We start from the raw sequence: 20,920 nt of genomic DNA on the forward strand, positions 1-20,920 counted from the left end.
ATCACTTCATGATCCAGACGGCCCGCCCTGCATTGCGGCGCGCGAGTGCCGCATGTCGCCAGATTCGCAACGCGATGAATCCGCCCTCGTCTTGCCGCGAGGTGTCGGATCTCTGGCCACTCTTTCCTTCGAAACAAAACCCGCGCCGGCCTATCCGACCCGGGCAATCTCGTCGAGCAAGGCCGCGCTCATCACGTCGAGCGGCGCCGGCTTGCCCGTATAGAGTTCGACCTGTCCGCAGAACTGATGCAACAGCATGCGCGTTCCGTCAACGACGCGGCAACCGATTCCAGCGGCATCACGGATCAGCTTCGTGCGCACCGGGATGAATGCCGCATCCATCACGAACAGGTGCGGCGCAAGCTGTCCGGTGTGCAGCGGGTTCACGTCAGGCGCGCGAAAACCCGCTGCCGTCGCATTCACCACGCCGTCGAACGCGGCCGGGTCGAAGGCGTCCAGAGCGCCGCCAAAGTCGAGGCCGAAGGCGGCGGCCAGCTCCTGTCCACGCGACGCGGTGCGGTTGAACACGGTCACCTGGGCGCCCGCGCGTTGCACGCCCCAGGCGATCGCGCGCGCCGCGCCGCCCGCACCGAGCAGCGCGATGCGGCGGCCCCGCAGTGACGTCACCTCTTCGAGCGCGCGTACCGCGCCCGCGCAATCGGTGTTATAGCCCGTCAGATAGCCGTCGCGATTGTCGATCGTGTTCACGGCGCCGATTTCGCGCGCGGTTTCGTCAAGTGCGTCGAGGTGCGCAATGACGGCCTGCTTGTGCGGCATTGTCACGTTCAGTCCGCGAATGCCGAGCGTGCGCATCGCGTTGATCGCGCCGGCGGCATCCTCGACGCCGAAGCTCACGAACGTGTAGTCCACGCCGAGCGCCCGATACGCTGCGTTGTGCACCTTGACGTTGAACGTGAACGGCTGACCCGCTAGTGAGCCGCAAAGGGCTGGAATTGAATGTGGCATGGTCGCTCTACACCGTCGAGAGGTCGAACGCGGAGACGGCTGCCTCGCCGCCGAGCACGCGCGGCAGGTTGTCGGTCGCGAGTTCGGCCGTCGCGCGCCGCGTCTCGTGCGTCGCGGAGCCGGTGTGCGGGAACGGCGTGACTTTGGAATGGGTCCGTAGCGGCGAATCCTGTGCCAGCGGTTCGACGGCGAACACATCATGCGACGCGCGAATTCGCTCGAGCAGGTCGTCCGGAACCGTCCGGAATACCACGACGTTCTTGCGTGCTGTGTTCATCATTTGCATGCTCTCTTTCCTCTGTGTCGATTGCCGGCGCCTTAGCGCGGGGTCGTGCGAAGCGACGAAGGGCCACCTGTCAACGCGATCCTTTGCCCGGTATCGCGCAGATGCCCGCCGTTCACGGCAAAGAACGCGAGTTCCTTCTCGACGTTGAACTGAACGATCAGATACTTGCTGTCGGCGGTAAAGACGATTCCCTGAGCCGCCTCCCCGCCCGGCGCCTCGGACACCTTCACGGCGTGCCCGTCGCGAATCGCGAAGAGCAGGACCTTCCCGCGCGCATTGCGTCCGGGGTTATCGGGCGTCAGGTTCGAGCCGTCCATGGCTTGCACGCCGATCCATTTGCCGTCGGGCGAGATCGCCACGCCCTCGGGCAGCGACGGCACCGTGACGTGCTGAACCGCGCGGAAGGGCTCGTGCGATACGTCGATGAGCGTCACCGTATCGGCGTCGCCGGCAAGTTTGCCCGCGTAGGACGGCAGCCCGGCCAGTCCGACATCGCTGACGACTGCCCATTTGCCGTCGCTCGATACATCGACCGTGTAGGGCGCCACGCCGCTTGAGAGGCGCACGCCGCTGTCGGTCACGTGGCCGTCGGCTACGTTCAGCACGGCGACGCCCTGTTCGTCGCGCAACGCCACCAGCGCGTGCCGGCCGTCGTGCGTGAAACTCACGCCGGCCAGACGCTTCTGCGCGAGCTTCAACGTGTCCAGGAGCGTCACGCGGTTCCCTTCGATGCCGAGCACCGCCACGCTGCCATCGACGCAGGTGACCAGCGCGAGGCGTCCGGCGCGGTCGATGGCGATGCCCTGCGGATGGCTGCCTATATCGAGCCGGTTGACGGCAGGCGGCGACGCCTGCAGATCCACCACCTGCACGAACGAATCCATCAGCAGCTTCCTGGCCGCCTGATCGTAGCGAGTTGGCGCCCCAACCAGAGCAACGGCGGCGTCCGGCGTGATCGCGACAGCCTGCGGCGGTCCCTGGATGCCGTTCTCGACCTCCACCTGGACCTTGACCTGCGGTGGGAAGCGGCTGGCGTCGAGGAGCGTCAACGTGTCCGGGCTGGATTTGTCGGGATAGGTGTCGCGGCCTTCGACGCGCTGATATTTGCCGTCGTTGCCCGAGACGATCCAGTCAGCGGCATACGACGTGCAAGTCGTGACCGCGATCGCCAGGCCCGCGAGCGCTCGTGCGCAGCGGCTGTGGTTCGCAATGAGTGAACGCATTTCGATGTCTCCTTTACTCTGTTTTGTTGGCACGTTGCGTGCCGGCGTGCCCGGTCTCAGACCACACTGGTCAATCCACCGTCGACGAAAAGTGTCTGCCCGTTCACGAAGTCCGAAGCCGACGACGCCAGAAATATGGCGGCCCCGCACAACTCTTCGACGTGGCCCCATCGTCCGGCCGGCGTGCGCTTGCAGAGCCAGTCGGAGAAAGCGGGATCATCGACCAGCGCACGATTGAGATCAGTCGCGAAATAACCCGGAGCGAGCGCGTTGGCCTGAATGCCACGGCCGGCCCACTCCGCGCACATGCCCTTGGTCAGCATGCGGATCGCTCCCTTGGTTGCCGCATAGGGCGCGATGCCCGGCCGAGCCAGCTCGCCTTGCACGGAGCAGATGTTGATGATTTTGCCGCGCCCGCGCTGCAGCATGTGGCGTGCAACCGCCCTCGATGCATGAAAAGCACCATCCAGGTTGACGCGCAGCAGGTCGTTCCAGTCGGCGGCGCTAAAGTTCTCGAGCGGCGCTCTGCGCTGGATACCGGCATTGTTGACGAGAATGTCGATTGTGCCGACGCGGTCCTCGAACTCATCGACCGCTTGCGACACTTGCGCAGACTCCGTCACATCGAATACCGCGACATCCGCATTGAACCCCTCATCGCGCAGTCCCATCGCAACGGCGAGCGCCTTTTGCTCATCGCGATCGTTGATAACAACGGCCGCGCCCGCGCCCGCCAGGCCGCGCGCCAGCGCGAGCCCGATGCCGCGCCCGGAGCCGGTGACCAAGGCCCGCCGTCCCTTCAGGCTGAAGAGGTTCAATGTATCGCTCATGTGCTAAGCCGCGTTGGATACGCGTCCGGGTTGTCTCCTGATGCTCCTAGTTCACCGCAGATGCGGACGTTGCGCCAATAGTCTTTCGTGACCTTGTTATCATGATTCTTGATAACCCACGGCGGGCCGCCCGGCGGCCGTAAACATCATGGAACTGAAACACCTGCGCGCGTTCGTCGCGCTGGCCGAGGAACTGCATTTCGGCAGGGCCGCGCAGCGGTTGTGCATCGTCCAGCCGGCACTGAGCATGCAGATCAAGGCACTGGAAGACGAATTGGACGTGCGCCTGCTCGAACGCGACCGGCATAAGGTCGCGCTGACTGAAACCGGGCGGCTTTTTCTGCCCGAAGCGCGCGCTACGCTTCATCAGGCGATGCGCGCGGAGCAGACCGCCCGCTTGTCCGCTCGTGGCGAAATCGGCACGTTGCGCATCGCATTCGTGTCATCGGTGCTCCCGAAGCTGCTGCCGACGCTGATTCGCAGCATGCATGCGCGCTACCCGCTCATCACGCTCGAGCTGAAAGACATGCCGACGCCCGATCAGATCGCTGCCCTGCACAGCAACCAGCTCGACTTTGGGCTAGTACGCCTGCCCGTGACCGGCGCCGGCGTAGAAACGCGTCTGGTGCTCGAGGAGTCGTTCGTCGTTGCGCTTCCCGATGACCACCCGCTCGCCGCGCAACCGTTAATTCGTCCGTCCGATCTGAGTGGATGTCCTGCTTTCGTGCTCGCGCGGCGCTACGCGCCTGGCTTCCACGACGAAATGCTCGTCGCATTGAAGCACGAGGGCGCGGATCTCGAGATCGCTCAGGAACTCGGTGAATTTTCGACGATGCTGGCCCTGGTCTCGGCTGGGCTCGGCATCGGCGTGATTCCGGCTGAAGCCGCCATCGCCTTGCCGCCAAGAGTCACAGCTCGTCCGCTTGACCTCGCCAATCATCGGGCGGGCATCGGCCTCGCTTACGCACATCTGGATAGCGCTGCCAAACGCGCACTGCTCGGCGTGATGGAGCAGTGCGCCCGCGACGCCCGGGCAAAGTAGACGCCTCCTCGTTTTGCGCGCGTTGCAAAGTCGGATGAACGGCTTTGATTCAGCGCGTTGCACCGACGGGAAACACCGTGGTCGTCTCGCGGCCTTCGCGTACTGAACGAACGCGAACAGATGATGCGTTGTCATCGTCCCCTCGATGCCGCCCGCACCGCGAAAATGCACGCGCTCGAGGCGTTCGCCTCCTTCAAGCGCGGTCAGTTCGGTGCGCCGATGAACCGTCACATTCTCCAACGCGGCAACACGCTCGATCAGATATCGCGACATACTCTTTTCGAGGCTTGAGCCGCTGTAAGCGACAAAGGTAGTCTACGCCCGTCCGCTTTTCAGTCACTGCACCCGGTAAACCCGTCAGGGAATCGACGCCAGTGTCTCGTCAAATAAGTTTTGCAGTTCGACTTCCTGTACTCCGTCCGTAGCGGATCCTGAAAACAGAAAATCTCTCTTCCAACCCCTGCAGGATGTAGCCCGCAGCAGGATCCGACAGCTTTGCCGGCCGGCGAAGCTGGGACGCCGATTGAAAACGACCGGTGGCACAGTTTTCAACTTGCGTTGATCTGTCCAGGACGCACGCCGTTGCGTCCAGGTTGCGTCAAGGCTACCTACCTATACTTGAGCAATCAACCGCATCAACAGCGTTCATCAGATTCCGGAACCCGGCATGGATACCTTTCCACTTGAATGGACGTCAGCACATCACCTATCAACCTGGTTCCTGGAGATAAGACAATGACTGAATCAAGCACCAAAAGAATCGCGCTCGTTACCGGTGCAGGCAGCGGGATCGGCCGAGCCACAGCGACGGCGCTTCTCGCGGACGGTTTCTGCGTGGTGCTTGCTGGCCGCCGTGCCGAACCGCTCGCTGAGCTCGTCGAGACAGCAAAGGCCGCAGGCCAGGAAGCACTGGCAGTTGTAACCGACGTTCGTGATGCAACAAGCGTTGATGCCCTTTTCGACACCATCGAACGCACTTACGGCAGACTCGACGTTCTGTTCAACAACGCGGGAGTCAATGCGCCAGCCGTGCCCATGGATGAGCTACCCGTTGAGACCTGGATCAATGTCATCAATACCAACGTGACCGGTGTTTTCCTGTGCGCTCGCAGTGCTTTCGGATTGATGAGAAAGCAATCACCGCAGGGAGGCCGGATTATCAACAACGGATCGATCTCGGCACATGCGCCACGCCCCTTCACTTCGCCCTACACGGCCAGCAAGCACGCAGTGCTCGGTCTCACGAAAAGTATCGCGCTCGATGGCCGCGAGTTCAACATCGTCTGCAGTCAGATTGATATTGGCAATGCGCTAACGGAACTGTCCGAGCGCATGACGCGCGGCGTACGCCAGGCAAACGGAACGATGACAACGGAACCGATGATGGATGTGAAACACGTGGCCGAAGCGGTGCGTTACATCGCCAACCTGCCGTTGGGCGCCAACGTTCTGAACATGACGGTTATGGCTAGCAATATGCCATTTGTGGGCCGCGGCTAACCCCTGCCTGCAGGCAATCATTTATGGCGGTACGGGGGCTGCGCCGACTTCCCGCCCCGACACGGCCCACCAGATGCTGCGCCTCGTACTTTTCGAAGTGCGATGCGTACTCCGGGTCGCGCACGCTAGCTGATAGCCCGAAAATCAGCGAATGCGACGGGCTATAGCTCACTGACCAGAAAGTCGATAAAACGTCGAATCCGCGGTGAGAGATGTCGGCGATTTGCATATAACGCATAGAGGTCGATGTCATTACACTGGTACTCTGCCAGGCACTCAACCAACGTTCGCGCGCACAGGACGATCTGCGCCGTCGGGTGACCATTGCCGAAACGGGCGCCGTGTCACAGGAGGAAGTCTCGCACGCACGCGATGCCGTGAAGAGCGCACAGGCCGCGCTCGACGCGGCCCAGCAGCAACTTGCATCGAACCGCGCGCTGACGGCCAACACCACGATCGCGGACCACCCGAACGTCGAGGCCGCGGCCGCCAAGGTACGCGATGCCTACCTCGCCGGAGGCAGGCGAGCCGATTATTTCAGCGGCATCCGGCGATCACAAGAAGGCACCTGACGGTTTCATACTTTCCTCAGGGAAACTAATTGCTACGACGGCGCTTACGCTTGCGACTACCCAGAAAGAAGAACCGGCGATCTGGCGCGGCCAGCAAAGCGGTGAGAAATTGCCCATAATTGCGCGCAGTCTTCGAGCAACCGTTGGGACATTTGATGAAAGCAGTTTCTGGTACAACGCAATCCCCGATCGCATTTCTGGCTGTAGCGTTGGCGTTCGCGATCAACATGATGGGCACAACGCTACCGACGGCAATCTACCGGTACTACCAGCAGCAGTACGGTTTTACGCCGACCGTCATCACCGTGATCTACGCCTCGTATGCAATCGGGGTGCTCGGTGCGCTGCTGCTGATCGGCAACTGGTCCGATCAGTTAGGCCGCCGTCGCATGCTGCTGGTGGGGCTGTGTGCATCGGCTGCGTCGGCGCTGACGTTCCTGCTCAGTGACGGGTTGGCCCTTCTGATGCTGGGCCGCCTGTTGTCGGGAATTTCCGCCGGCATCTTCACAGGAACCGCCACCGTAGCCGTGATCGAACTCGCGCCGCCTGCGTGGCGCGGCAAAGCCATGCTCGCGGCTACCGCCTCCAATATGCTCGGGCTGGGTTGCGGTCCTTTGCTAAGCGGCATTCTGGTCGAACTCTTCCCCTGGCCGATGCAGTTGCCGTACGTGGTGCATCTGGCGCTTGCCGGCGTCGCCGCACTCGCCGTCCTCGGCGTGCCGGAGACCGCCGCGATTCCCGCGCGGGTGAAGCTCGGCATCCAGAGAATTTCACTTCCTGTCGAGGTGCGCCGTGCGTTCATTCCGGCCGCACTAGCGGGGTTTGCCGGCTTCGCCGTAGTGGGCTTTTTTGCTGCGGTCGTCCCTCAACTGATTCGGGTTGTGCTCGGCTTTCACAGCGGCATCGTGACCGGCTCGATTGTGTTCCTGCTGTTCGCGTGCTCCGCGCTCGGGCAGATCGTGCAGACGGTCATTGCTGCCCGGTGGCGGCAAGCGGCCGGCTGCATCGGAGTCGTCGTGGGACTGATGTGTGTCGGCCTGTGCGTGCCGGAACGCTCGCTTGGTGCGCTTTTGCTCGGCACCGCCCTCGCAGGAATCGGGCAAGGCATCAGCTTCCGCGCCGGGTTGGGCGAGATCGCGTCGGCGGCGCCCGCGCACCGGCGAGCGGAAGTCACGTCCAGCTTTTTCGTCGTGCTTTATGTGGCGATCTCACTACCTGTGATCGGTCTTGGCATCGCCGTACAGCTCGCCGGCATTCAACGCGCGACGCTGCTCTTTGTCGGCTTGACGATAGTCCTTGTGCTTATCGCACTGCTCCTGCTGATGCGTGGGCAAGCGAACCCGGAGCCAGACGCCGAAGGAATTAGTGACTGAAGACGAACCCCTTGCAGCTTGAGCGAAGCGGTCCACGACGCGCGCATTCGCGCGTCGATAGATGCTTATTTTCCGCGCTGGGCGAGGCCATCAGCGCGTCACGCTCAGGAGGCTTGCAGCGCCGGAAGCAGCGCTGGCGCGCTCGTGAGGAAGGCGCGCACGTGCATCGCAATCACCGCGTCGCTGGGCGTGGTGTTGTCGTTCGAATAAATGCGGCGGCGAATCGCAAGGTGGGATACCGCGCCATGCAGCAGCCAGCCCACCTCGGTCAGATGCGCCGGATCGGCCGGTACGCCGCATCCCAATTCGTGCGCCGTCTCGGTGACAATGATCTCGAGCGCATGCGTCACAACGGCATTCGTGTATGTCGGCGCCATCTGCATATCTTCAAGCGACGAGTAGAGGAACAGGCGAAGCCACTGCCGCGTCAACAGGGTGTCGTAGTACTCACGATAAAAAGTATTGAGTCTGCTTTCAATAGGTACACTGCGGTCTTTCAGTTGAACAAACCACATCGCCTTGAAGGTTCCCACAATTTCGCGCTTGTAAACTTCGTCGATCAACGCGGCTTTGCTTGGGAACAGGCTATACAGCAAACGTTGTGACACGCCACAGGCTTCGGCAATCGCGCGAGTCTGCGCGTTCAGGCCGTGCTCGGCGAAATATTCGGCGGCCTTCTCCAGCACGCGCGCCTGACGCTCAGCGCGAGGCAGACGCTGCGGCGCTTTCTTCATCGGCCGCCTGATCGGCTCGCGACCCGCTACGGTCTTGCTGCCCGGCTCTGCAACATCCCTGGGTTTGGCCTTCATGACGCTCCTGTGTCCATCGCTTTCGAAAAATAAGTCTTCACATGACGACTTATGGTTTGGTAGAGTATATCGCCGGGTACGAGGAAGAGTCTCGCCGGGCACCCGGGCGCAGCCATGCATTATCTCAGGCTGCCGCGTAGCGAGCCCCATCTTTGACTGCCATCCGCGGCAAACGCCTCATTCTGCAGCGTTCGAGAGGCTGTCGCACACCCCGAATTCCGTTCTCCGCCCATGTCTTTGTCAAGCCGCCAGTCAGTCATCATTGCGCTGATCGTCGCCAGTGCCTATTTCATGGAGAATCTGGATGCGACGGTGATCGCGACCGCCCTGCCCCACATGGCCGCCACGTTCGGCGTCACGTCCGTGAGCCTGAGTGTCGGCATGACCGCCTATCTGCTGGCGCTTGCGGTCTTCATTCCAATCAGCGGATGGGTGGCCGACCGCTTTGGGCAACGTTCGGTGTTCGGTGGCGCGATCATCGTGTTCACCGGCGCCTCCATACTTTGCGGGCTGAGTCACGGCCTCGTCGAATTCACCATGTCGCGGATCCTGCAGGGAATCGGCGGCGCGATGATGGTGCCGGTAGGCCGCCTCGCCGTATTGCGCAGCACCGAGAAGCGTCACCTGATGCGCTCGATAGCCTATATCACGTGGCCTGCCCTCGCCGCTCCGGTGTTGGGCCCAGCGCTGGGCGGATTTATCTCGACCTATTTCAACTGGCGGTGGATCTTTCTGCTAAACGTACCGATCGGTTTGCTGGGTCTGGCGCTAACCGCCCTATTCATTCCGAACTACCGCGCCCCCACCCGCCGTCCCTTCGATGTGCCGGGGTTCCTGCTGAGCGGTATCGCGCTGACGTGCCTGATGTACGGCATGGTCCTGATCGGGCAACTGCATAGCGACTGGCGCGTCACGACTGCCGCGCTGATCTGCGGCTTTGCCGCTGCCGTTCTGGCCATACGGCACTTCGGCCGCGCCGAACATCCGTTGATCGATCTCTCGCCCTGGCGAATTCCAACGTTCCGCGTGACCCTCAACGGCGGTTCGTTATATGTCGTGTCGGTTAGCGTCTCACCCTTCCTGTTACCGCTGCTGTTCCAACTGGGCTTCGGGTTGAATGCATTCGCCGCGGGTTTGCTGGTGCTCGCGTACGCGGCCGGCAATCTGGCCATGAAGACCGTCACCACGCCGATCCTCAAACGCTTTGGCTTTCGCAGGGTAATGATCGTCAACGGGGTGCTTACCGCGGCCACAATCGCTTCGTGCAGCCTGCTCTCACCGGACACGCCGCGCGCGCTGATCATGCTGGTGCTGCTGGTGGGCGGCCTGTGCCGGTCCATGCAGTTCACCAGCATCAACACGCTCGCGTTTGCGGACGTCCCGCCGGCGCGAATGAGTTCAGCGAGCACATTCTTCAGCATGGTCCAGCAGATGACCATCGGTCTGGGCATCGCATTTGGTGCGATCGCGCTGCACATCGCGGTCCAGATTCATGGCAATCACGCACAGCCCTCACTGGCCGATTTCCGGGTCGCCTTCCTGCTAGTGTCTGTGCTGGTGCTGTTCTCGGTCCTCTACTTTATCGGCATAGAACCGGACGCAGGCCGGGAAGTGAGTGGCCATGCGCGGACCGCATCGCGATAGCGCCGAAATGCCAACAGTAGACGCAGCAGCCCCCCGTAGCGCCTCGCAACAGATGCTGATCCTCGTGGGCATTTGCATCGCAGTGCTCGTGCTGCCGCTGAATTTCGGCGGTGCGGCCGTGTCCGCGCCGGCCATCGGCGCCGCCCTGGGAGGCAGCCCAGTGGCGATCAACTGGATTCTCAACGCCTTTATGCTGAGCTTCGGCAGCAGTCTGATGGCCTCGGGAGCGCTTGCCGATCTGTTCGGACGAAAGCGTGTATTCGCCATAGGCGTGGTGCTTTTCGCGTTGACATCGCTTGGGATCGCCGCGGCGCCGACTCTTTTGTGGGTCGATTTTCAGCGCGCGCTACAGGGCATTGCCGCCGCATTGGTCCTGGCTGGCGCGTCGGCAGCACTCGCGCAGGAATTCGACGGACATGGGCGCGCCCGCGCGTTCAGCATGCTCGGCACCACCTTCGGCCTCGGCCTGGCGCTCGGCCCACTACTCGCCGGCTTTCTCACGGAGACGTTCGGTTGGCGTTCGTTCTTCCTGGTGGATGCCGTAATCGGCGTGACCGGGTTTGCACTCGGCGTTCCAAAGCTAAGAGAATCGTACGACCCCCATGCCACGGGTCTCGATTGGCCTGGCGCCGCCAGCTTTACCGCCGCGCTGACACTCTTCACATTCGGGCTGTTGCAAGGGCCGGAAAGCGGCTGGAGCAGCCCTCTCATCATCGGCCTGTTCTCAGGCGCCGCGGCGATGTTCATCGCGTTCGTCTGGATCGAAAAGCGCGCTTCCCGGCCAATGCTCGACCTGTCGCTGTTTCGCTATCCGCGCTTCGTGGGTGTGCAGGTGCTCCCGCTAGCGACGGCATTTTGTTACGTCACCCTGCTTCTCATCTTGCCCACGCGATTCATCGGAATTGAAGGACATTCTGCGATTGACGCCGGCTTGATGATGGTCTCGCTGTCGGCGCCAATGCTCTTTGTGCCCATCACCGCTGCATTTCTCACGCGATGGATGTCGGCCGGTGTCATTTCAGCGGCCGGCCTCGTCATCGCGGCGGTCGGCATGCTCTGGTTCAGTGGCATTGCGCCTGGCACGCCATCCGGTGCCATGACGCTTCCGCTATTCATAATCGGAATCGGAGCCGGCCTGCCGTGGGGCCTGATGGATGGCTTGTCAGTCAGCGTCGTTCCAAAGGAGCGCGCGGGCATGGCAACCGGCATCTTCAGCACGACACGTGTAGCGGGAGAGGGCATGACGCTCGCAGTCGCCGGCGCGATCCTGGCGGTCCTCACACGTCTGAGGCTAGCCGATGCACTCGCAGCGTACCCGCCCGTTCCGCGCGATGCCGCCGCGCAAGCCGCCCAACGTGTGGCGACCGGCGATCTGCCACATGCCGCCGCACTTCTGCCGGCGCTGGGGCAGCCCATTCTCGCGCACGCATACGATGACGCGTTCCGCATCCTGCTCCATATTCTTGTGGCAATCACACTGGCTTCCGCGTGCGTCGTGCTCGGGTTTCTCGGTCGCACGCCATCCACTGCGCGCCCGACCGACAACGGCCCCACGCTTTTGGGAGGCGAAGAGATGGCCGACTGAGTACGCGTCCTGGGCGAATTGGTAATCGGCCGGCGGCCGCCCAAGTCTGTGACGTTTGCTCACAAAGTCAATATTTTTCGTGCATTGTCGTACCCTCGGTCAGGGCGCTTAATCATCCTCGAGAGCATTCCGCAACGCGTCAATCTGGAGGAAGCCATGGATTTTGGGCCGCGCAAACCTGCGATTTCTGATCGGTTGATGAAGCGGATCGCCTGGCGGCTCGCGCCGCTGATGATTGTGATGTACATCGCGAACCAGCTTGACCGCGCAAACATCGGCTATGCGGCGCTGACCATGAACGCCGAGCTCCATATGACGACGGCGCAATTCGGCTTCGCCGCAAGCCTGTTTTTTCTCGGCTATATTCTGTTCGAAGTGCCGAGTAACCTGTGCATGCATCGGTTTGGCGCGCGGCTGTGGATGACGCGCATTCTGCTGAGCTGGGGTCTGCTCTCCTCGCTGACGAGCTTCGTCCCCGACTCCCGCTGGCTCTACATCGCCCGCTTCTGTCTGGGCGCGTTCGAAGCCGGCCTGTTTCCGGGCATGGTGTATTACCTCACGCTGTGGATGCCGGCGCGCAATCGCGTCTGGATGATGTCCCTGTTCGTAACAGCAATTCCGCTAACCGGCGTGCTCGGGGCACCGGTGTCCACCTGGCTGATGGCACATGCGAACGTGTTCGGTATCACCGGCTGGCGCGCGATGATTCTGCTGGAAGGGGTCCCCGCAATCATGCTAGCCGGGATTGCCTATTTCTGGCTGACGGACAACCCGTCCCGCTGCCGGTGGCTTTCCGCTGAGGAAAAGAGCGAAATCGCTGCGGCGCTGGCTGCCGAACGGGCCGAGGCAGCGGCCGCCACCTCGCCGGCCAGCGCCTTGATGGCGCTCAGAAATCCGAAAGTCTGGGCGCTCGGTGTCGTCTACTTCGGCACCAACGCCGGCATTATCGGCTTGCTCTACTTCCTGCCGCAGGTCATTAAAACGTTTGAGAGCACTTTCGGGGTGAAGTACAGCCTCGTGGATATCGGGCTGATCACGGCGATTCCATTCGGCGTGGCCGTTGTCGCGACGCTGATGTGGGGCCGTGTGGTTAGCCGCCACCAGGTCGGCGCCTGGCACGTGGCAGGTCCCCTGCTGGTATGCGCGGCCGCGCTCTCGGTAGCACTGCTGCTGAAATCTCCCTACCAGTCGATCATCGCCCTCTCGATCGGCTCCGCGGCCTGCTTCTGCAGCATCACGACCTTCTGGCAGCTGCCTAGCCGCATTCTCACCGATCGCGCTGCAGCCGCCGGCATCGCGCTGATCACGAGCATCGGGGTATCGTCAGGATTCTTGCTGCCGTATTTTATCGGTTGGGTAAAGGATACGACCGGCACGTTTGTCCTCGCATTTGTCGGCATAGCCGCGACGATGGTGCTCGCCTCGATCACGGTCACGCTGCTCGAGGCACGCTGGCGCAACGTTGGCCAGCCACAGCTTGCCGGCGAATAGCGTGGCCAGCGCCTCGCCGATCATAGGACTATCATCGACGGATCCATTGCCCATTTCTTTTCGCCAGCAAGGATTCCCGATGCGCCGCGGTGTCCCCAGTCTCAGTGCGCTGCAAGCCTTTGAAGCCGCGGCGCGACATGAAAGCTTTTCGAAAGCAGCCGTCGAGCTGTCGCAAACGCACGGTGCTGTCTGCAAAAAGGTCAACGAGCTCGAGGCTCATCTGGGCATCCCGCTGTTCGAGCGGGTGCGTCAGCGTCTGGTACTGTCCGCGGCGGGCGCAGAGTACGCGCGGCGAATTCGCGTCCATCTCGACCAGATTCGCCGCGATACGCTCGAGTTGATGCGCAAGCAAAGCGAAGTGAAGATCCAGTTGGCCGTCGGCGTCACGTTCGCGTCTCAATGGCTGATTCCGCGTCTGCATGACTTTTACGAGTTCAACCCGGACCTGCAACTTCACATCATGGGGCGCGACCAGCCGACGTTCTTCGACAATTCAAGCTTCGACGCCGCGATCTATTTCGGACAGAGCCTGTGGCCCGCTATGCCAGGACAGCCGCTTGTGAGCGACGATAAGATTCTGGCTGTCTGTGCGCCCGGGTTGATCGGCAGGCGCGATAGCCTGAGCAGCGAAAAGATCGGCGCACTGCCCTGGATTCACACCCGCGATCTTCCGCGCGCGTGGCTTGCATGGTCCGAAAGCGCGTCCACGCAGATCATTGAGCATAGCGCGATGAACCAGCACTACGACATGTTCATCATGGCAATCAACGCGGCGACTTCCGGACTAGGTGTGGCCTTGCTTCCGCATATCCTGATCGAACGGGAGCTGCGCAGCGGCGCACTCGTCCAGGTGCATCCTCATTCGATCCCGAATCCGGAGACCGTCTACTACTCGTTTCCCGAGCAGAAACGTGACTGGGAACCGCTTCAACGCTTCGATCAATGGCTAGGCGCGGCTGTGCGCGACTATCGCGAAGGCTGCCATCGCGAGCGCACGGCAGCATTCGAAACGACACTTGCGTCAACCTGAGGACGTCCCGTATGAGGACGCCCATATTCACGCGAGTTCGCGCAGATCAGGGCTGTCGCGCAGCAGTTGCTGGTAGAGCCCCTGGAAGTTGAGCCACGCGACGTAGTCGGATCCCAGTTGCGCGCGCGTTGCCCGCGCGTCCTCGTCCGATAGCGGCTCAATTGGACCGGCCGCCTCGGCCAGCAACTGCACCTCGCAGCAACGCTCCATTGCGATGAAGCGGTACGCCGCAGCGTCGACCGTTGAACCAACGGTCAGCAGGCCATGATTGAGCAGAATGACGGCGCGCTTTGTACCCATCGTCTCCGCGATTCGGCGCCCCTCTTCGGTAGCGAGCACGACTACGTCGCCGCGAAATAGCACGTGATCGTCATAGAAGAGACAGGCTTCCTGATTAAGCGGAGCAAGGAGCCGTGCGCGCGCTGAAAACGCGCGGCCTGACGGCGTATGCGTATGGGCTGCTGCAACGACATCGGGATTCGCGCCGTGGATGCCGCAGTGAATCGCCGCCGCAGCGGCGTTGACGGGTCCGGTCCCGTGATAAACGTTGGCCTCCTCGTCAATGCAAACGAGATCATCGGGATGGATGGACGAAAAATGCTGCGCGTACGGATTGACCCAAAACCGGTCGTGAAACTCCGGATCGCGGACCGTGATATGTCCTGCTATGCCTTCGGCCAGCCCGAAGCGCGCAAAGATGCGGAATGCCGCAGCGAGTTTGAGCTTGCGATGTTGCCGCTCGTCGTCGAGGCTGGCGAATACCGGCGGCTCGGGCAAGCGTCCGCCGATTGGTTTGGGAATCTGCAACTCGCGGACTTCCGCGTGGCCCATGACATACTCCTTCGCGCTGGTGGGAGTCTTGATTTTCGTCTGCACAGGGAACACCGTCCATCGACGATTTGTCACAAGATCGCTTCTTGCGCTCACAACTCCGGGGATGACATACACCTCACCGCGTGATCGTCGCTCGACGATCACGCGCTCAGCGCACGGCCCGCTCGAGCACGGATTTGCCGAAGGTGTCCTGAGCAAATACATCGAGCGCCCGCCGGATCGCGACGACCGAATGCTCCCCATTGGCGCCACCTGTGTGCCCTTCGTAGATCACCGGCGTTCCGAGATCAATGGGCAAAACACGCGTACATAAAACATTCAATCGCAAGTGTTGGGATAGTCATGCGATACTCATCACTTGACGAACTACGCCGCGTATCGAATGTGGTTCGAAGAATTGACGCACGCCGACCAAGCAAACATGCGAGGCGATGATTTCAGCCACATCTGGCGATCACAAGAAGGCACTTGACGGTTTCATACTCTCCCCATGGAAGCAAATTGCTACGGTGCGCCCTGCGCCGACAACAGCGCGCAAAAAAAGACCGATGATCTTGCGCGCGACATCATTGAGCAGATCGCCGATAAGTGGACCATCCTGGTGATCGATGCACTTGGAACTGACGGCGAGATGCGTTTTTCGCGCCTACGCGAACACATTGGTGGCGTCAGTCAGAAGATGCTCACGAAGACCTTGCGCCAGCTTGAGCGCGACGGCCTGGTTTCGCGCCATGTGCACCCCGTGATACCGCCGCGCGTCGACTATCGGCTGACACCGCTCGGAAACAGCCTTCTGGACAAAATCTGTGGGATTTGGGATTGGGCTGAAAGCCACATGACAGAAATGGAAGCGGCGCGGCTGCAGTTCGATCGTAGAGAGAAGCGGGTTGGCACCTCACGGTCGCCCGACGGGGCGACTGTCTAGACGGCGCGATTCAGGCGGTGCGCTTGCGCCGTGTTGGGGGGAGCGTCCACTCCCCGCCCTCCTCTACGTGTTCCGTCAGCTTGTTGATGCAGTCAAAAAGCACCCGCTTTTCCTCTGCTGACAAAACGGACATGAGCTGCTCGTCGAAGACCTTGCCGATCCGATCGCACTTGCGGACAATTGCCTTGCCTTTCCTGGTCAAGTTCAGGTTGATGACACGTGCATCCGTCGTGCCGGTAGAGCGCGTCAGCAAGCCGCGATTCGCTAGTGTGGTGACCAGCTTCGAAATCAGCGTCTTTTCAAGGTAGGTCAGCTCAATCAGCGGGCCGAGAGAGATACCCGGCTGCATATCGACGAAGCGCAGCACGCGCAGGTCGCGCAGGGTTACGTCGCATTCGGCTTCGTAAAGGCCAGACGCCACGCCCTTGGCCAACTCGCTCAGTACATCGAGGCGGAAGTTCAAATGCTCCAGTCTTGGATACGGCGCCTTCGACATGCTGCTCTCCCATTCAGCTATTCTGATTCCGTTGCACACTGCAACTTTTGAATTTTACGTGTTTCTTGCACGAAACGTACCATCGTGCGGAAACTCCTATACGTGCAGACAAGCCGGCGCTCGCCAAACGGCACGAGCGTACCGCAATGCGCATGAATGGGGCAAGCACGCCCGATGCCGGTGCCGCAAGCGGATAGATGCTGACTAACCCTTCGCCCCTTCGTCAATCGCCTTGAGCACCAAACCAAAAAATTCGTCGGCGTGGGCCGGGTTGATCCAGCGCACCACCACCGCCAACTCGCGTTCAGGTTCAATCCAGGTGAACGAACCGCCAGCGCCGATTGCAAAGTAGCTGGACGCCGGCACGCTCGGAAAGACGCTGCGCCCGTGGTTGAGCCAGACCAGGTAGCCATAGAACGGTGCGATCGCACACGGTGTCAGCATGCGCTGCAGCCACTCGCCGGAGACGATCTGCTGGCCGTTGACGCTGCCCTGGCCCAGCAGAAGCTGAGCCACCTTGATCTGGTCCTGGGCGCTGATTGACAGGCCGCCACCCCAGTGCGTGCCGCCCGGAACCGACTGCACGCGCTGTCCGCCCACTTCCACCCAGGCGTTGTCGTAACCGACCCATTGCCAGTTCTCGCTCGCGTCGAGTCGCCGCATGATCCCTTCGCGGAACACCTCTGGCAACGGTCGGCGGAACAGGTGCAGCAGCGCCAGCGAAAACTGGTTGATGCGCACGTCGTTGTATTCCCAGTAGGTGCCGGGAGCCCGTAACGGCCGGCGGTCCCCCTTCTTCCCATCGGGCTCCTTGCCGAATTTGACGTATCGGTAGTGGTCGGCCTCGTCGGGCAAGCCGAAACACACGCCTTGCCATTCGCTCGTCTGCTGCAGCAAATGCGCCCACGTCACGCTCGCGTTGTGCTCATCATCAAAGCCGATACCAGGCACGCGCACGTGCACCGGCTCGTCGACATCGGGCATCAGGCCGCGATCGTGCGCAACGCCGGCCAGCAGCGCGAGATAAGTCTTGGCAATGCTGAAGGTCAGGTCGGCACGATCAGGTTCGCCCCACGAAATTAGCGGCCGGCCGGCCCGAGTGATGACGCCGGACACGGGACCACGCCCATGCACGGGTCCAAGCAGCCGGTTCCAGGGTGGTGGGTCGTCCGGATGTACGCCCCATACGCCATCGACCTCACGGTCCCACGGGGTTTCATGATCGATCGCGAATTGCACAGCATGCTGGAGATTGGCGGTTTGCATGAAGGTCCTTTACCGGGCGCAAAACAGCTTGACGAGGTTCACCCAATAACTCGCACCGGTCGCAAGCGCGGCGTCGTTGAAATCGTAATGCGGATTGTGAAGCGGTGCCGCCGGAGTCGCCTCATCAACGCCCATCCAGATGTACGCGCCGGGCTTTGCGTGCAGCATGAACGCAAAATCCTCCGAGGCCATCGAAGGCACACAACCTCGCCGCACGCTGGACGCGCCGACGGTCGCCTCAGCGGCCGCAGCTGCAAGATCGGCTTGAGCAACAGTGTTGATGGTGGCCGGATACGCGTAGCGATAGTCAAGCGTCGCGTTTGCGCCCAGTGCGCGCGCGATACCCGAGGAGACTTCGTCGATCGACGCGCGGATCCGTTCCTGCACATCGCTCGAGAAGCAGCGCACGGTGCCGCGAATGACCGCACGGTCAGGCAGTACGTTCCACGCTTCGCCGCCATGAATTTGCGTGACGCTAACGACGCCAGATTCCTTCGGGGAAATTCGTCGGCTGATGATTGTCTGCAATGCGGTGACGATCTGGCTGGCACACACCAGCACGTCGGTGCCCTCCTCCGGCATCGCGGCATGCGACCCTTTGCCGCCGACAATAATCTCGAACGTATCGAACGATGCCATCATCGGACCACCGTTGATCGCAAAATGTCCGCGCGGGATGCCTGGCCAGTTGTGCAAACCAAACACGGCGTCGCACGCAAAGCGCTCGAAGAGTCCCTCTTCGACCATCATCCTGCCACCGCCCGCCGGCCCCTCTTCCGCCGGCTGAAAAATCACATGTACCGTGCCGCGCCAGCTGGAGTCGCGGCTTAACGCGACAGCGGCACCGAGCAGCATTGCAGTGTGGCCGTCATGGCCACACGCATGCATCTTGCCTTCATGTTGCGACCGATGCGCGAAGCTGTTGGCTTCAGCGATCGGCAGCGCGTCCATGTCGGCGCGCAAGCCGATGGCGGGTCCCGTACCTCGGGTCATGGTGCCCACCACACCGGTTCGTCCGATGCCGCCATTTACCTCGAAGCCATACTGTCGCAATACGACGGCGACGAGGTCTGCGGTTGCGACCTCCTCGAATGCGGTTTCCGGACAGGAGTGCAGTGCGTGCCGCCACTTCATCATCAGGTCGATCAGGTCGCTATCCATCGGAATTCAAGCCCTTTCAGTGGAAAATTAAGGAGACAAACAAACAGAGAATCGACGAGGCGATACAGCATCCGCGCAGATTCAGGTGGTCGAGATTGCTGGCAAGCTGGCCGAGGAGGATTGCCTTACGGGCGCCTGGATGCGCGGGCAAACCACGCGCGGCGCATCGGCTTGAGTGCGGCGATCGCAAGCACAGCGGTACAGCTATCCAATGCGATAGCCGTGCCGAACACCGCGTCCCACCCTCCCGTATGCTCGTGGAGTAGCGAGGCCAGCGGTCCGCCCAGGATCGAACCGACACCTTGTGCATAGGACAGGCACGCGTAGTTGACGATCGCATGCTTGCCGCCAAAGGTGTCCGTGAGGGTCGAAGGGAACAGCGAAAAGATCTCGCCCCAACCGAGAAAGACAACGCCTGACAGCAGCACGAACAACACCGGGTCGTGCCGCGACGTAAGCCACAAGGTCATCGCTATCGCTTCCATCCCGAATGCGATCAGCATCGTGTGCTCGCGGCCGATCAGGTCGGAGATCCATCCGAACATAGGCCGCGTTACGCCGTTCGCCACGCGATCAATCGTCAACGCAAGCGGCAACGCTGCGAGGCCGAACACGGTAACCCCCGCCATGCCGAAGTCTCGCGTGAAGACTGCCATTTGCGAAGTCACCATCAGGCCGGAGGTCGCCATCATCGACATCATCACAAACATCAGCCAGAACAACGGTGTGCGCAGCATGCTGCCGGACCGCGTATCGGGTACGGCGGCGGCGGCTTTCTGCGGCCGCCAGTCCGCCATATAGCCGGCAGGCGGCAGCCTCATGCCGAGCGCGGCAAGTATCCCGATCGCGCCGAGGATCACGCCATAGACGACCAGCGTATGCTGGTAGCCGTACCTGGCGATGCTATTGGTGATCGGAAACGTCGTGAGCATTGCGCCCATACCGAAGCCCGCCATCACGACGCCGATCGCAAAACCGCGACGGTCTGGAAACCAGCGTGCCATCAGCCCGATCGTGCCGACCACGACAATACCCACGCCGATTCCCCCGAGAACGCCATAGCAGAGATAAACGGACAGCAGAGATTCCGCGCGGCTCGTCAGTACCCAGCTAAGCCCCGTGATCGCGCCACCCGCGGCCAGCAACCAGCGCGGTCCAAAACGCTCGATTAAATAACCCTCGAGCGGCGACAGAAAAGTCTGGCAGACAATCAGGATGGAGAAGGTGACCTGCAGACTCGGCAGCGACACGCCGAGCTGCGCTGTCAGCGGGCGCGTCAGCACAGTCCAGATATATTGGGGATTGGACGCGACCATCGCGCATACGAGGCCGCACAATAATTGCCACCAGCGGCTGTGTAGTGAAAGGGCAAACGGCGCGCGGGTGCGGAGGCCGAAATTCTGGGTGCTCATGCTTCAACTCCGTACGAATAAGTGACACGAAATGACTCAGGCGACGCGCTTATCTGGAAGCTCAACACCACGCTCCTGGACAACGCGCTCAGTACATCGAAGCGTAGGTTCAGATGATCCAGCCTTGAAAATGGCACCTTCGACAATCTGCTAGTGAGCTCGCATGACGTCACGATAGTTGCACTTTGCAATAATTGCCATTCACATGTGACTTTGATTTGCACGAAGCGTGCCACGATGCGGGAAACCCTGTATTCATGGACAATTCAGGTGTTTTACATAGCGCAACGCACACCCGGCCATGCGCGGAAACCATGCGCGGTGCGCGCGACAAAGGTGCACTGCGCGACGCAATATCACCGTTGCACCGATTTCGGGCGCAACATTGGCATTCGTCGAACCTGTGCGGTTGCGACGATGCAGGGGAGCGATTTGAATGTGATGACGCAGTCTGCCGAAACACCCGACTCAGTTC

19 protein-coding genes and 2 pseudogenes are annotated in these 20,920 nt (G+C 61.5%); 9 read left to right on the forward strand and 12 right to left on the reverse strand.

The features are described from left to right. Window positions 1–150: 150 nt before the first annotated feature. The 4 genes from PQR27_RS36850 to PQR27_RS36865 are packed head-to-tail and all read right to left on the reverse strand — an operon-like array spanning window position 151 to window position 3,305. Window positions 151–966: a shikimate dehydrogenase family protein gene (locus PQR27_RS36850; protein ID WP_408528592.1), complete on the reverse strand. Its 816-nt coding sequence runs from the start codon at window positions 964–966 to the stop codon at window positions 151–153. 7 nt (window positions 967–973) lie between these two features. Further along, window positions 974–1,252 carry a Rossmann-fold NAD(P)-binding domain-containing protein gene (locus tag PQR27_RS36855; protein WP_408528593.1) on the reverse strand — a complete coding sequence of 93 codons (279 nt, stop codon included), beginning with the start codon at window positions 1,250–1,252 and terminating at the stop codon, window positions 974–976. 32 nt (window positions 1,253–1,284) lie between these two features. Beyond that, window positions 1,285–2,475, reverse strand: a complete 1,191-nt coding sequence (locus tag PQR27_RS36860; RefSeq protein WP_408528594.1) for a YncE family protein — start codon at window positions 2,473–2,475, stop codon at window positions 1,285–1,287. A 56-nt stretch (window positions 2,476–2,531) separates the two neighbouring features. Continuing rightward, window positions 2,532–3,305, reverse strand: a complete 774-nt coding sequence (locus PQR27_RS36865) for an SDR family NAD(P)-dependent oxidoreductase (RefSeq protein ID WP_408528595.1) — start codon at window positions 3,303–3,305, stop codon at window positions 2,532–2,534. A gap of 148 nt (window positions 3,306–3,453) precedes the next feature. Here PQR27_RS36865 and PQR27_RS36870 point away from each other — a divergent pair, with 148 nt between their 5' ends. Further along, the gene (locus tag PQR27_RS36870) at window positions 3,454–4,347 is read left to right on the forward strand and encodes a LysR family transcriptional regulator (protein ID WP_408528596.1); all 894 of its coding nucleotides are present in this window, start codon (window positions 3,454–3,456) and stop codon (window positions 4,345–4,347) included. Between the two features lie 105 nt (window positions 4,348–4,452). Here PQR27_RS36870 and PQR27_RS36875 read toward each other — a convergent pair. Continuing rightward, a pseudogene (locus PQR27_RS36875) lies at window positions 4,453–4,641 on the reverse strand (thioredoxin reductase); the annotation flags it as partial. Between the two features lie 441 nt (window positions 4,642–5,082). On the opposite strand from PQR27_RS36875, the gene PQR27_RS36880 reads away from it, so the two are divergent. The 3 genes and pseudogenes from PQR27_RS36880 to PQR27_RS36890 all read left to right on the forward strand — a co-directional run bounded on the left by PQR27_RS36880 (window position 5,083) and on the right by PQR27_RS36890 (window position 7,792). Further along, window positions 5,083–5,847, forward strand: a complete 765-nt coding sequence (locus tag PQR27_RS36880; protein ID WP_408528597.1) for an SDR family oxidoreductase — start codon at window positions 5,083–5,085, stop codon at window positions 5,845–5,847. Window positions 5,848–6,134: 287 nt separating this feature from the next. Next, a pseudogene (locus PQR27_RS36885) lies at window positions 6,135–6,371 on the forward strand (EmrA/EmrK family multidrug efflux transporter periplasmic adaptor subunit); the annotation flags it as partial. A 203-nt stretch (window positions 6,372–6,574) separates the two neighbouring features. Next, window positions 6,575–7,792: an MFS transporter gene (locus PQR27_RS36890; RefSeq protein WP_408528598.1), complete on the forward strand. Its 1,218-nt coding sequence runs from the start codon at window positions 6,575–6,577 to the stop codon at window positions 7,790–7,792. Between the two features lie 104 nt (window positions 7,793–7,896). Here PQR27_RS36890 and PQR27_RS36895 read toward each other — a convergent pair whose 3' ends face one another. Continuing rightward, window positions 7,897–8,751, reverse strand: coding sequence for a TetR/AcrR family transcriptional regulator (locus PQR27_RS36895; protein ID WP_408528599.1), 855 nt, complete (start codon window positions 8,749–8,751; stop codon window positions 7,897–7,899). An 81-nt stretch (window positions 8,752–8,832) separates the two neighbouring features. Here PQR27_RS36895 and PQR27_RS36900 point away from each other — a divergent pair, with 81 nt between their 5' ends. The 4 genes from PQR27_RS36900 (at window position 8,833) to PQR27_RS36915 (ending at window position 14,351) form a co-directional block, all read left to right on the forward strand. After that, a complete protein-coding gene (locus PQR27_RS36900; RefSeq protein WP_408528600.1) occupies window positions 8,833–10,245 on the forward strand; it encodes an MFS transporter in 1,413 nt (470 codons plus the stop codon). A gap of 7 nt (window positions 10,246–10,252) precedes the next feature. Beyond that, entirely contained in the window at window positions 10,253–11,830 is a 1,578-nt protein-coding gene (locus tag PQR27_RS36905; RefSeq protein ID WP_408528601.1) for an MFS transporter, read from the forward strand. Between the two features lie 198 nt (window positions 11,831–12,028). After that, window positions 12,029–13,321: an MFS transporter gene (locus tag PQR27_RS36910; protein WP_408528602.1), complete on the forward strand. Its 1,293-nt coding sequence runs from the start codon at window positions 12,029–12,031 to the stop codon at window positions 13,319–13,321. Between the two features lie 79 nt (window positions 13,322–13,400). Then, window positions 13,401–14,351 carry a LysR substrate-binding domain-containing protein gene (locus PQR27_RS36915; RefSeq protein ID WP_408528603.1) on the forward strand — a complete coding sequence of 317 codons (951 nt, stop codon included), beginning with the start codon at window positions 13,401–13,403 and terminating at the stop codon, window positions 14,349–14,351. Window positions 14,352–14,378: 27 nt separating this feature from the next. Here PQR27_RS36915 and PQR27_RS36920 read toward each other — a convergent pair whose 3' ends face one another. Both PQR27_RS36920 and PQR27_RS36925 read right to left on the reverse strand, forming a co-directional pair. Then, window positions 14,379–15,227 carry a class II aldolase/adducin family protein gene (locus PQR27_RS36920; RefSeq protein WP_408528604.1) on the reverse strand — a complete coding sequence of 283 codons (849 nt, stop codon included), beginning with the start codon at window positions 15,225–15,227 and terminating at the stop codon, window positions 14,379–14,381. 106 nt (window positions 15,228–15,333) lie between these two features. Beyond that, window positions 15,334–15,459 carry a hypothetical protein gene (locus PQR27_RS36925; protein WP_408528605.1) on the reverse strand — a complete coding sequence of 42 codons (126 nt, stop codon included), beginning with the start codon at window positions 15,457–15,459 and terminating at the stop codon, window positions 15,334–15,336. A gap of 216 nt (window positions 15,460–15,675) precedes the next feature. On the opposite strand from PQR27_RS36925, the gene PQR27_RS36930 reads away from it, so the two are divergent. Then, the gene (locus tag PQR27_RS36930) at window positions 15,676–16,110 is read left to right on the forward strand and encodes a winged helix-turn-helix transcriptional regulator (protein WP_408528606.1); all 435 of its coding nucleotides are present in this window, start codon (window positions 15,676–15,678) and stop codon (window positions 16,108–16,110) included. Between the two features lie 10 nt (window positions 16,111–16,120). On the opposite strand, the gene PQR27_RS36935 is transcribed toward PQR27_RS36930, so the two are convergent. The 4 genes from PQR27_RS36935 to oxlT form a co-directional block, all read right to left on the reverse strand. Then, complete coding sequence (locus PQR27_RS36935; protein WP_408528607.1) at window positions 16,121–16,606, reverse strand: MarR family winged helix-turn-helix transcriptional regulator; 486 nt, start codon at window positions 16,604–16,606, stop codon at window positions 16,121–16,123. Between the two features lie 204 nt (window positions 16,607–16,810). Continuing rightward, on the reverse strand, window positions 16,811–17,872 hold the full coding sequence (locus PQR27_RS36940; protein ID WP_408528608.1) for a serine hydrolase domain-containing protein: 1,062 nt from the start codon (window positions 17,870–17,872) through the stop codon (window positions 16,811–16,813). A 9-nt stretch (window positions 17,873–17,881) separates the two neighbouring features. After that, window positions 17,882–19,033: a M20 aminoacylase family protein gene (locus PQR27_RS36945; protein ID WP_408528609.1), complete on the reverse strand. Its 1,152-nt coding sequence runs from the start codon at window positions 19,031–19,033 to the stop codon at window positions 17,882–17,884. Between the two features lie 125 nt (window positions 19,034–19,158). Beyond that, a complete protein-coding gene (oxlT, locus tag PQR27_RS36950) occupies window positions 19,159–20,445 on the reverse strand; it encodes an oxalate/formate MFS antiporter (protein WP_408528610.1) in 1,287 nt (428 codons plus the stop codon). Window positions 20,446–20,920 lie beyond the last annotated feature (475 nt).

This window comes from Paraburkholderia fungorum (assembly GCF_046027215.1).
GTDB lineage: Bacteria > Pseudomonadota > Gammaproteobacteria > Burkholderiales > Burkholderiaceae > Paraburkholderia > Paraburkholderia fungorum_D.